Below are 12551 nucleotides of genomic sequence, written 5' to 3'. Positions count from 1 at the left end.
TGAGAGGATGTTTGAAAAGCCCTACTGTTTGTAGCAAAGCGTGCAAGATCCCCCTAAATCCCTCTTAAAAAGGGGGACTTTAAGGCGGTTTCCCCCCTTTTTAAGGGGGGCTAGGGGGGATCTCTGAGTGCTTAACATTACAGGCGATACTTTTCAAACACCCTCTGAGATTGTCTAAAGAATTTTCCAGGTTTGTAAGCAGCGTGCGGAGTTCTATCAGCATCGGGCTAGAAAAGCGATCGCCCACGGCATCCAGGCAAGCCCGATAAAACCACAGAATATCGGCAGGGCTAGCATTGAAACGCTGCCACACGCGATCGCCCTGACGCTGCCAGTCTGCCCAAATACAGCGCAGGTTGTGCAGCTTGTCGGCAAGGATCACACGCTGAATGGTGGGTTCGGCTTGCTGGAGCTGGGCGATCGCCCGAAGTTTTCGTTCTTTCCAGGATGGTTTTGGCGTTTCGTCCGATTCCGTGCAGGCATCCACAATGCGTAGCACGGCATCACCAAACTGTTTCCGAATCTCATTCCGAGTGGCATTCCCGCCCTGATCTTCTATTGCGTCATGAAGCAGCGCGGCGATCGCAGCATCTTCATTCCCGCCATCCTCCAGAACCAGCGCAGCAACACTCATCAGATGGCTGATATAGGGGACGCTGCTGCCTTTCCGCAATTGATGTTGATGCAGGTGAAAGGCATAGGTGAGGGCGTGTGCAAAGCGAGGGCTAAGAGGTCGGGATTGGGTTTGTTTTTCAGGAGTCATTGTTCTTGATTGCGCCTCCCCAATGCGGATGATTATAGGGACAGGACTTCGCACTTGCGAGAAGTTTTTGGGTTTTTCTGCGGGCGCATTTCGTGAGAAACGCCCAACTTAATGGAGTCTCTTTATTCGATCAGGTCGCCTTTATACAGCCTCCAGGTTTCTTGCATATCGTCCGTCATACGCTGGCGCAAGCTCAGCGGCAGCAAGACTTCTACATTAGGCCCCCACGCCCGCAGCCGCATGACGACGTTGTTGTCGCCGAGGCGATGTTGGGCGGTGCAAAAGACGCTGCTCTTGTGGCGGGGGCGATCGCCAAACAGCTTGGTTAACGATAAGCCCTGCCTGCTAATCTCTGGATCAGCCCGAAAGCGCTTTTCTGCTTGGGCAAAGCCCATTTCAGTAAACAGCTTGGCGCGTTCGGTGTTGGCAATGTAGTTGCCGTAGAAATAGCGCTCAAATCTGAGTAATAAAGGGGCGATCGGGCGATGAATTTCGACACCCATGGCCAAGGCGACCTCCTGCTGCACAAATTCCGGTGTTTTCTCAGCAAATCGCTTGGGTAAGCCTGAGGCTGATGCTGCTGACTGTGCCAATGACTGTGTCCAGGACTTCCCCTGTGAAGTTTTGAACTGCCATTCGGCAGGCAGGGATGGATCGTTCCAACTCAAAAGCTGGAGAGACAAAATTCGATCGAGTCGATAGTCATACCAGCTCAAATGCTCCGGTTTACCATCATCTAAATGCTGCGGCGTTTGACCAAAGGCAAACAGGTATGGCGCACGCTGAAAGTAATAAATGCAAACGGGATACGTTAGGATGCTAAACTCTGCCTCGTAGTAGCGAATGCTGCGATAGACCAGCCGCACGGGAGGTACGGGAGTCTGCTGCCAGCCCTCCTTTAAGGTTTGGAGTAATTGCTCCACTTGGCGAGACACAGCCTGAGAAATAATGTATTCCGTATCCAGGATAAACCGCTGGATGCCGTTGATGGGCTGAGGAAAATGCTCAACGACGTTAGCCAAATCATTCGGGATGAAATGGATCAACGCTGGCTCGTCCGCAGATTCGGCGGCGATCGCAGCAATCCAGGGCAAGGTCGGCAAGATGCTCACCTTGTAGTAGCGCCGCTGGCTGCCTGTGCCGCTAGCCTTGAGCCAGCCCAATTTTTCCAGCGTGGCAAAGTCGTTTCGCAAGGTGCGGTGATCGACTTGAAACGGAATCGGCTCTTCATCTGCTGGCGCATCTCCCAACAGTGCAGAAAGGCGATCGCGCTCGATGCCATAGCGATTCACAAATGCTTGCCGCCACAGCGTTTCATTTATCTCAGGCTGATCCTGAAAGAGCCACTGCTTGAGGGTTTTTTGCTGCTGCTCTGGCCGCAAGAACGAGTCTCGCCATTGGGCATTGCTAAAGGAACCCACTGCATCGGTAGAGAGCAGCATGGGTTTTTCGCTGTAGAGCGATCGCAAAATTGCCCACAGCCGCACGGCCTTCAGCAAATTGCCCTTTTGCCCCAACACGCCAGGTACTAGATAATCCAACAGCTCTACCGTCGGCGGATAGTCAAACGAAGATTCCGTGCCCATGAATCGATTTTGGAGTTTGGATTGGCAATTTTGGATTGGCAATTTTGGATTGTGAATCCGGTGTGCTATTCCCAATAGGGCAAACCTGTTTCTTTCCAGAGCGGCGGGAGCGATCGCTTGTCCTTGCTCTCATTTTCGGTAAACCATTTGTAGTTTTCGCCGTCTGGGTCTGGCTGTGGTTTCATTCTGGGATAGTGAACCGGCCTGTCCAGCCCTTTTGCAGCCTGCTTAAAGGCTTTAATAAACAGAACTTCTTCAAAGTCCTCTATGTTCTTTTTCGGTGAGTAAGCAAGTGCTACTGCCTGCTTAAACGTATCAATACATTGCGCTGCCTGCTCTGGATCAGGTGGATCGATCGGCAGCAGCGACTCATAATATTGCTTCCAGTCTTGCCCAAGGCGCAGGTCGGTTTGCTTCCAGTCCACCTGGAGCTGCACGCTGCCAAAGCCGAGGGGCTTGCCGCCGCCCAGTCGGTGGTAATGCTTGTCTGGCAAGGTCAGCAGCCAAAGCAACGCGCCCAGCTCCACAGACGACAGATTCGTAATGTCAATGTCAAACTGAAACTGAGTGTTTTGCTTTACCCAGGCTTGGATCGAGCGGTTTTGGCTATCGCGCTGTTCAGTGCCATCTTTATTGGGGCGGCGATATTCCTGATAGCAGCCGTTGACAGATTGCCCAGTGCGATCGCTCATCGGGTCGTTCCAATAGTCGGCATTTTTGGCGATCGCCTTGTGATGGGGATACACCTTTCGTCCACGCAAAGCTTGTTTGGCAGATGCATATCCGTCTTGTTTAGGCGTGCCATTACTTAAAGCACCACCTTGTTTATCCTTGGCAACATAAAACCGAGACTGCTGCGGTTTCGGTTGCCCTAGAATCGTCAGCGGTAATCCAGGACTATTCGCTGGATCGTCCGTGAACTCTTGAATCGCATCCGTTGATAAACATTTCACCGAATGAAGCCGCAGCTGACCTTTATAAGCACCTTTGCCCTTCTGATTTACCCAACCGAAAACGCGATCGGCAGGCGAAAGCTCATTAAATGTGCCAGGGGGTTTCAGCGACTCAGGCAAAAGTGAATCAGGATCAACCTCAAACAGCTTCCTGGCAATCATGACCGGATAAAGCGCAGTCACTTTCAGATTTTTTCCATCCTTCTCAATAAAGGCATAGCAGAGGGTGCCGTCTTTCAGTTGAGCTTCCTGACTTCCCCCAGTGATGTGTCTTGACCACTTTCCATAGCTGGTTTGGGGCGGGCGTTCTGAGCCTGCTTCAATTTCGCGTTTGTGTTCCTCTTGATAATTCTCAATTAGCTCTTTCCAAGCCTTTCTAAGTCCGTCAGCTTGAAGCTCATCTAAGCTCACGCTCCATTTATTCTCATCTGCTGGGCGGATGAAAAATACCCGCTCATTGTATTTATTCTTGATGTTTTGGTTGGTGATACATAGATAGGCATTTTCAATTTTTAATGTTTCCGAGGTTAACCTATGACTCCTGCTTAAATTCGGTGGAGTTGGACGCTCAGGAAGTGTAGATGAACTGGGCACAATGTCACAAACTACCCAATAAAAGAAAGGTTTTCGCTCCACTTTTTGCAGCCAAACCTTAACAGCTTGCCCATGCTGCATTCCGGTAAATTTAGGAGCATCGAGAGAAAGGCGATCGCTCCCTTTTCTATATCGAGGCAGCCATGCAGCATACATCAAATTGCCAGGAATATTCCAGCGTTCATTCCCAGTATTCCAGGTTGGTAGCCCTGGGGTGGTTCCAGGTAGAAGTTGAATGCGATCGCAATCGCCCTCAATTCTGGCGGGCACTAAACTTAGTCCTTCTGTTGCTGGCATTCGATAGGCAAGTCGATCCTGATGATTTTGGAATACCCCAAACCGAGAGTTCGTCACAGCCTCATAAGCGGTTCTCAGCATTCCTTTAACAGACGTAGGAGGTAGATAGGGCTGATTGCCAAGTTTTCGTATCGGATAACTCTTATGCTTTTCCTGACCGCTTTCATTGAGATTTGCAGCATCAGGAATCAGCAACGGTGTGATGGTTTCTAGAGAAACACGAATGCATCCACTCCACTTATTTTCTAAATAGCTTGCGTGACCAGAGGGCTTGTCATCGCCGAGTCCTTCAGTTTGTTTGCGATTGGGAGCAGGGATGAAGTTGTAAGGATTATGAAAATCCTCTTGAAAAGCGGATTCACGCTCAATCGCTGCCTCTGGTGCTACATCGCCCTCTTCTTCTCCAGGTGGCAATTGAGCTTTGAGCTGTGCCAGTTGTGTCCAATCAATTCGCTTCTGATTCACGACTATTCTCCTTCTAGGTCTGCCAAGTTAAGTTCATCAAGCGTTCTTCTTGGACTGCGACATTGCCGTATGGTTCAATCTCGCCCAGATATTCACGGCTACGAAGTTCAACAACGGTTTGGTTGTTAGAGCCTGGTGCAATCGGAACGGGCATAGTCCCAATTCGAGCAGCAGATAAAATACTCCAGTTGGCTGGTGCTGCCTGCTTCACCTTGTTCAGGGGTTCACCCCAAAGCAGATATGTCTGTTCGGCAGCTTTGAGATAGCTCAACTCCCCTGTGTCGTCTGCAAACTTTTTTCCCAGTTCCGTTTCCGAGATCAGCACGGCTTTTCCTTTGCTGCCGGGAATGCTGAGCCAGCGCAGTTCAGCCTGTTCGTCAAACACTCTGGCTTCAAACATTGGGGATAGATCCAGGGTCTGTTCTTGCCAACCCTGTTTACCGTTGCGGCAAATTGTGACTCGCCCATCTGACTCTAATCTGCCAAAGCTGCAAGCTTGGGGACTATAAAGTAGTGCGATCGCCCCTGGCATCAGATCTTTAACCTGGTTCAGCGCGTCTTCCAAAGAGATGTCCTGCTGCGATTGTCTATACAGTTTCGTTTTGGTAGCGACTGCCTCGCTCATGATGCGACCTCCTGAGGAATTGTTGATTCGATCCAGGTTTTCCAGGCATCGTTCAAACCTGCAAGGCTGCTAATCTGAGCGAGATGCTGAGCAGTAAGATAAGTTTGCGATTGTTCTGGTGCAACCTTTAGCGTGACGTTGTGAAGGGCTTGAATGTCGTCAGGTAAGTTCGTGCCGCTGACTGAAAACGAGATAGATTTAATGGCGATCGCCCCCATCCCTCGATTCACGCCATAGCCCAGCGGAATTCGCCCTTGAATCAGATCTCGCAACACCAGCAGCAGCAGTGCCACGCCCTGTTTTTGCAAGTCCGCTCCTTCCAAGCGAGACAGGTTTAGCCGGAGGGCGATCGGCTGCCACTGCACCCCCATCGGCTCCAGCGTGCTATACAGAAACTGATCCGCTGCGCCACCCGTCCAGCGATCAATTGCAACGTGAAACGCCTGCTGCACATCATGAAGCTTCGCCTCTTTTAGAGCCTGTAGCAACTCCGCAGAATCCTTGGCGGTCTGAACCTTTTCCCATTGCTGTCCTGATATTTCGTAGTCAGCGTAGCAATCGGCAACAGACAATGCACCCATGCGCCCTAGCTGCTGTTTATCCTCGGTTTTGGCAGCTTTGCCAAACAGGTTTTCAATCAGTGGAACCTCGACCTGCTGCAAAAATGCTTTTTTGGAATCGACTGGCTTTGTTGCTGCGGCATGATTGAAAGCAGGGCAAACCGTGCGAACAATGCGCTCTGCCTGGGTTCGCAACGCCCCTTTGATGGAGCTTCCCGGCAGCACAAACGCAACGTGGTCACCAATGCCGCTTACCAAAGGCAGCATATCGACTGCGATACCTTCGCGCTCTGCCTTTGCCATCAGGGGCGAAATGGGTTCCCAGTCAATGGTGACTGTTAGAGCAGGACGCGCCTTTCGCGGTGTGTTTGCCTCTAGATCAAAGATCGACGAGTTGCCAGATTCCCCTTTGAGCAGTGCGAGAATGCCTGCACGAGAATTGAACAGTTGCTCTTTGACTTCCAACTCTTCTAACTTTACGGTTCCCAGTCCTCTTGTTTTGGCAGCGCCCAGGCTCAGTTCGCCCTCTTGCAGCGATCGCAATAGCCCCGCCCACAACTGGCAAACCAGCACCCATGCAGCGTCATTCAGCGCCAACCTTGACTCTGTGACCCGATCTAACGTGATTTGCAACTTGAGCTTGCTACCTTTCGGCAAAATCGCGCGATCGAACTTGATGTATTCTGCGGCGCTGCCGCCAAAGCGATCGATTCCCACCCCATCGCGCAGTTCGGTTTGCACGTCGCCCTGAATCACGGCATCTTCTATCAGCACCCAACTCGCGTGGCCGTCGTCGCTCTGCGTCCTGCCGTTTTGCCCCAGGCGCGGCCCCCAGAGCATGGAAATAATTTGGGAATCTCCTTCCAGTTCCTCCATCCAGCCGCGCAGCGCCCCCGCAAGGCTGGTGCCGGGAATGTAGTAGTCTCCGGCTCCGTTGACTGCCAGCGTTAAATCAACCATTGGATCATTGTTGACACCGCCAACGTGAAGGGGGCTTTCGGCAATGAGTGTACCTGTGATGATGTATCGAGCGTCTATCTTACGCGCCATGATTTGCTCCTGCTGCAACGCCTGCTTGCTCCTGCTTTTTCTCTAGCTCCTCTAGCTCTCGCTTGTGAGCGCGAATGCAGGCATCAATGACAACTTGAACTGCTTCTGCCCAAAGCTCTTGCTTCAAATCTGATTCGCCCGTTTGGGTCAGGGTGAGTTCCTGAAGAGAGGGATGGTTGAGGCTGTTTTGATTCGGATCAGCATGACAAAGTGCAGCGCTAATCCCTTGCCAAATCTGTGTCTCTTCATGGATCAGACGCTCAATCTTGTCCAGTCCATCTTTTGTTGCATCCCACTTGCTAGAGCGCTTCTCTCGAATGTTTTCGATCCAGGACAGAACTGGCTCTTTTTGATTGAATTTCAGTTGAGAGAGGACTGAGCGCAAACCGCCAAGCTGGCTCATGCTGGGCTGGCCCACAAACTCACCCTGTTCGGTTTGGTGTATCCGAATGCCTAGCAGGCTTTCACGGCGATCGCCCTCACTGGCTAAAAACAAAGCAGCCCTGCGAATGGCTTCGCGCCAAGCAGCTTTCTCGATCAAACGGGCGTAGTCAAAAACGTCAGAATTGCGGTTAGATGCACTCAGCAATGGCGGCGGTGTATCTAGCTCAGCTTCTTGAGATTTCAAGGCTTCCTCTGTTTTGCGGTTTGGTTTCTTTGCGCTTAACGGTTCGCTGAGCAATGGATGGTTAAAGCAAAGCTGCCCGTAGCCTTCGGCAGTTCGCTCGCCAATGCCCGATAGCTCAAGCTGCCTGAGGCGCTGAGGATCGAGCGTTCCAGATTTTACCTCAAAGACCATGCAGCTTCCTGCCGCAATGCCCACCAGAGAGGGACGAGGCAAATTCCACTGCGTCTGCCAGGACTCGACCCGGTGCGATCGCAGCATGGCGGAAATCAACCCCTCACCAGGAGTAGAGAGTTCTAGCTGAATAGATGATTCATCTCCCCCAGCGTTGAGCGTCTGCTGGTTAGCGCTGAGTGTCTGCTGGAGTGCTTGCCGAAAGTCTTCGACCGATGCCGTCGGCCGCAGCGACTCATTCCGCAGAAGCATATCTGAAAGCAGCCATATCCAAAGTTTCTCTGTTTGTTCTGTTTGTTTTGAATCCTCCGTTGAGATATCCGTTTCGTATTCCGGTTGAATGATCTTTACAGTGATATCAACGGCTCCGTAGTCATCTTTTTTAGATTGTCCAATCCGGTGATTTCCCTGCAATTTCTCATACCAGTTAGGATGTTTTTGACACAGCGCATCATAAATAGACTGTCGCATCCGTAGCTCAGCCCGGAAGCAGGTTTTAGGGGCGATCGCCTCATAGCTATAGACCCCGCCGACCTCGCTGGTAGGGCGCTGGTATGGGTCTTCGATGGTGTTGTGTGTGCCAACGAGCGTATTGACTGTTTTGTATTCGGGGAGCGTTTCCACGGGCTTTGTGAACTCGATATAGCCTTTTCGATAGCCCTTGATCTGAGAGGATTGCTCCGGTTCACAGAAACGGTTGTAAACCTTGCCTCCTTTGTCCAGTCCACCGCCCGATTTTTCGTAAAACAGGCAAGCAGGAATCGGCTGCCCTGGCTGGTCGGCGATCGCAACCGTGGCATTCGTCACGAGCAGGTCGCCCCGCGCCACCGCATCGCCCAGATCCACGCCGAGCGATCGCACCTGTTGCAGCACCAGCCGCAGCAATTGCGTGCCCGGAATATAGTCCAACGTTTCGACGACGTTGCCAATCGTGCGGGCTGGAATGACCAGAGGCGTTAGGGCTTCTAGGGCGATCGTGATTCGCTGCCACCCAGATTGATCACTGCGAATTTCCAGAGAATTCGTCTTTTCTGAAATATCTTCTGAGCCATCTGAGCTATCTTCTGAAGCTTCGGGAAGTTCAGGTGCATCTCGCGCCAGAATGTCCCACACCGCTTGCTGAATTCCAACCTCCTCAGGCCAATCAATCTTGAACTCGCAGCGCCCTGCACCGCGCCGCCGCTTGCCGCCGAGCCGTTCCACCACCGTTGCACCTGCTGCCAACAGAGTACAAGCTGCTTGCTGCTGTTCTGGATTCAACGCTGCCAGCAATTCACAATCTGCCGTCAGCACCGCACCAATTCGCGCCATTTCTTCAAAGCGCAGAAAATCTTCCTTCGCACATCCTCTGTCATCAATGCTGATTCCGGGTTTGATAAAGGTAAACGCACTTTGCAAGGCTTGATGTGCAGGATTGGAGGCTTTGGCCCGATGCTTCAGCAAATTTCTCAGGGATTTTGGCAAGTGGGCGGCTCGGATGGAAAGAGCGGCGGGCTGGGGCGCAGTTGAAAGTGCAGCGTTGGCGATCGCAGGCTGATCTCCGAATAAGAAATCAACCCACTGGTTCCAGGATGTGGATGTACCTCCAGCGCTATCCAGCCCATTGGCAATGAGTTCGCAAGCATCTCGCCAAATGCCCGTGAGCGTTTTTGCAGGCAAGTAAGGTAAGCCGTCGGTGTCGCGCTGAATTAGCCGATCGATATCGCCTCGCCGCCCAGCGCCAGCGCCCACATGCCAATCGCTCTGCATCGTAATGGTGAGTTGAAATTTCATTTAGCCATCCTCCTGGTCGGCAGCGCGTTGAAAAGTTGGGTCGGCAGAGAGATCAGCGGGTAAGAAATCAGCCGCATCCAGCGCATCGAGTAAGCCAGTTATTTTGAGTGATTTTCCTGTGGCAGGATCAGTAACTTTGGTGAATAAAGACCTGGGATCTCCTTCCAGCGCTCGGATATCAATAGTAGAGCGATCGCCATTCTCAGTAGCATCCTGATCTGGCGAATCAGCGCGTGAATTTTCGGATGAATCAATTAAATCAACGTAGCGATCGCGAATCAGTCGATACTGTGCATCTGCCAAATCTGCACCTTGCGACAATGCATTCCGTAGGTTGTGCATCTGGCTATTCGGCAGTTTGCGCCGCCCGTCCTCATCCTTGGCATTGAGTGCATCAATTCGACGCTCTAGATGTTCCCATTGATGCGGCTTTGCCCATTGCGTCATCTGGTTTTCAACTGGCAGATCGTCAGTTGGAGTGACGATGTAAGGCGCGATGTAGAGCTGGGTGTCAGACGTTGGCTGGAGGCGATCGCGGATCTGTCCTAAATTCACGCCGCTCGTGTCATACAGCACATGGAAATCTAGCGCAGAGCAGGGATAGGGAACAGCTTTTGTTTCATTAGGCAACACATGGGTCAGCTTTTGCTTCACCGCTTTTGCCGATTGCATGAGGGATTCCGAAAGCTCGTAGGCAACCGAAAAGGGAAAATGGGGCTTGATAATCGCTACGCCTGCACAGGAGGAGAGACGATTCACGCCCAGCGCTGCCTTAGCAATTTCAGGAAGAATACCGTCATAGTGAGCGTTATCTGTCTCCTTTGTTTCGGCATCAAAGGCGAGGAGAAACTGCTGCGTAAACCGCAACGCCGCTTTTCCATCGCACACCACCGTCAGGTCGTCGCCGCCCAGCACCAGGGGTACGATCGGCAGTTTTTCAATCCCTGTTCCAAACGATTGCAGCGCTGTGATAAACGCCCGCTCGGTGCAAACATCGAGTGCTAGGGAAAAGCGGCGCAAAGCGCCAACATAGGTGCGATTGTTTTGGCTAATATCACCTGTCATCTTCCCTAGCTTGGTTAGGTGCGTTCCAAACTTGAGGAAAATTTCGCCAAGCCCGTTGCCATCGGCATGAATCACGGCTCGCCAGGAACCCTGCTTGCTTTGCTGTTCGTCCTCGTCGTCCAAGGCTTTAATGCTCTTTGCAAAGCTTTGAGGAATCTGATTTCGCTTGAGTAACTCTTCAATGCGTTCAATATTGCTGTCGTAATTCTTGCGCTTTGCCAGGGAGACGTGCGATCGCAGCACAGGCTTTCCTCCGGCCGCTTTCGGATCTACTTCATTGGCGGGCAACCCGCTGGTGGCGCACTGATCGACCACGGGCAGCCGCAGAAAGCGGAGATGATGGGTCGCATTGTGCGATCGCGCTTCTGCAAATTTTCGATGCACCCGCTCATTCACATCCGACAGGTCTTCACGTTCCCAGTTGAATTCTTCAAATACACCAAAGATATCCAATCCGGGTGCTTCTTCCAGCGCCTTCAGCGTGACGGCTTGAATGATTTTTCTTGCTTTCTCTTCATCACGAGTAAGAATTAGAGCCTTGCCAGAAGTCGCCAAAATGATTTCAGTATTAATGCCTGGCGTTGACTCCAGCGGCGGATTTAGTGCTGAGTCCATCAGCTTTTTTCGGATTTTATCTTCTCGGACTTCTTCTGTACCCTGCGAATTTTTCCAGATTCCTAAACGGGGATGTCCACCGTTCTGAGCGACAGCATCCAGTACCCATTTTGTGCCAGCGCGGAAGGTTAGTTCGGATGCACCGACGTTTTCACGCAGCTTGTTGGTCGAAAAGATATAGCCCTGGTTGCCAGACGTTTCCAGAAGGACGAGAAACATAGCGCTTACTCAAAGATGAAAAAGACAGAAAACCGGACACTAGAATCTAACGCGGCACCCCAAACTGGCGGCAAATAGCGCCAGAGTTAGCTTGCCTTTTGCCGATCGCCCTGGCGCGATCGCCCCACCACCTGCATCCCCAGCCTCACGCGAATTGGCTCATGGGAACCTATGATTTTCCCGGTTTTGTCATCCGTTCGGGCGGGGGTATATTGCAGGGGACGAGCCGTGTTGATGCAGGCCAGCACTGCCCCCACCGTGGCGTGAGCGGTCATGCCCGTATAGTCAGTAATTACGTCTTGCTCAGACCAGCCCTCAGGGAGGCGAGTCCGATATACTCCATCCACGCAGTCGCGAAACTTCAGCGGATCGTAGACATCATTCATCACGATGGGATCATCAATACACACTTCAGGAAATTTGCGACGCAGTTCCAGTGCCTTTTCCAAACTGTCGCGGGAGCAAACCAGCCAGCACCGTTCCAGCCGAGGCAGATGAAAGCGGAGGGCTGTTTCGCAGGCTGCTGGATTGCTGACCAGCAGAATCAGCCCCAGATAGGTTTGTTCCAGCTTTTTCTGCTCTACCTCAAACGGGACATGGGCCGGCAACAGCGCAATTTGCCGGGAGATCAGCCACGACACCGTGGCGATCGCCCCCACCAAGATCAGCAGCGAAATTAGCGCAATGCGAACCAGCGCCGTCGCATCATCCCCCAGCCACGACTGGAGCAGATCGTATACTGCATTGCCAAAGATTCCCAGGCAAACTGACCCAATAAAAAACGGCAGAATCGTCTCTGCATTAAACACAATCTTGATGGCTTGGGAGATGGCTTCAGTCAGCGTGTTTCGCATGGCGTGGGGCAACCCTCAATCTCTAAGTCAATACCTAACTGTTTTACACCCTCTTGGAAAGGGAGCCTTCCAAGCCCGTTGAAAATATGAACTGAAAACATGAACCAGACCAGTTGCCAAAGCTATGCCATCTGCTGATTTCTAAATCTCAGGACTTACGCCGTGAGATCCCCCTAAATCCCCCTTAATAAAGGGGACTTTGAGGCCGGTTCCCCCCTTTTTAAGGGCACTAACATACTTCACGCAGCAATCCTAGCCCTCACCCTAAATCCCTCTCCCAAAGCGGGAGAGGGACTTCAACTCGTCATCCGGCTCCCCTTCTCCCCGCTTGGG

Annotated in this window: 8 protein-coding genes; all 8 read right to left on the bottom strand. The window is 52.0% G+C overall.

Features of this window, described 5'->3' with window-relative positions; genetic code table 11:
* Positions 1–100: 100 nt before the first annotated feature.
* On the bottom strand, positions 101–763 hold the full coding sequence (locus IGS51_RS19010) for an HD domain-containing protein (RefSeq protein WP_297080364.1): 663 nt from the start codon (positions 761–763) through the stop codon (positions 101–103).
* 122 nt (positions 764–885) lie between these two features.
* Positions 886–2349: a TIGR03985 family CRISPR-associated protein gene (locus tag IGS51_RS19005; protein WP_297080363.1), complete on the bottom strand. Its 1464-nt coding sequence runs from the start codon at positions 2347–2349 to the stop codon at positions 886–888.
* A gap of 65 nt (positions 2350–2414) precedes the next feature.
* Positions 2415–4658, bottom strand: a complete 2244-nt coding sequence (locus tag IGS51_RS19000; RefSeq protein WP_297080362.1) for a TIGR03986 family CRISPR-associated RAMP protein — start codon at positions 4656–4658, stop codon at positions 2415–2417.
* 13 nt (positions 4659–4671) lie between these two features.
* Complete coding sequence (gene csx19, locus IGS51_RS18995; protein ID WP_297080361.1) at positions 4672–5283, bottom strand: CRISPR-associated protein Csx19; 612 nt, start codon at positions 5281–5283, stop codon at positions 4672–4674.
* The gene (locus IGS51_RS18990; RefSeq protein ID WP_297080360.1) at positions 5280–6893 is read right to left on the bottom strand and encodes an RAMP superfamily CRISPR-associated protein; all 1614 of its coding nucleotides are present in this window, start codon (positions 6891–6893) and stop codon (positions 5280–5282) included. The genes csx19 and IGS51_RS18990 overlap by 4 nt, the downstream gene beginning before the upstream one ends.
* A complete protein-coding gene (locus IGS51_RS18985; RefSeq protein WP_297080359.1) occupies positions 6883–9465 on the bottom strand; it encodes an RAMP superfamily CRISPR-associated protein in 2583 nt (860 codons plus the stop codon). The genes IGS51_RS18990 and IGS51_RS18985 overlap by 11 nt, the downstream gene beginning before the upstream one ends.
* A complete protein-coding gene (locus IGS51_RS18980) occupies positions 9466–11364 on the bottom strand; it encodes a hypothetical protein (protein WP_297080358.1) in 1899 nt (632 codons plus the stop codon).
* Positions 11365–11450: 86 nt separating this feature from the next.
* Complete coding sequence (locus IGS51_RS18975; protein ID WP_297080357.1) at positions 11451–12218, bottom strand: hypothetical protein; 768 nt, start codon at positions 12216–12218, stop codon at positions 11451–11453.
* Positions 12219–12551: the final 333 nt, after the last annotated feature.

This window comes from Thermoleptolyngbya sp. M55_K2018_002, from assembly GCF_015295965.1.
Lineage (GTDB): Bacteria > Cyanobacteriota > Cyanobacteriia > Elainellales > Elainellaceae > Thermoleptolyngbya > Thermoleptolyngbya sichuanensis.
Note: the sequence above shows the minus strand (reverse complement) of the source record. Positions and strands in the feature narration are given on the sequence as shown.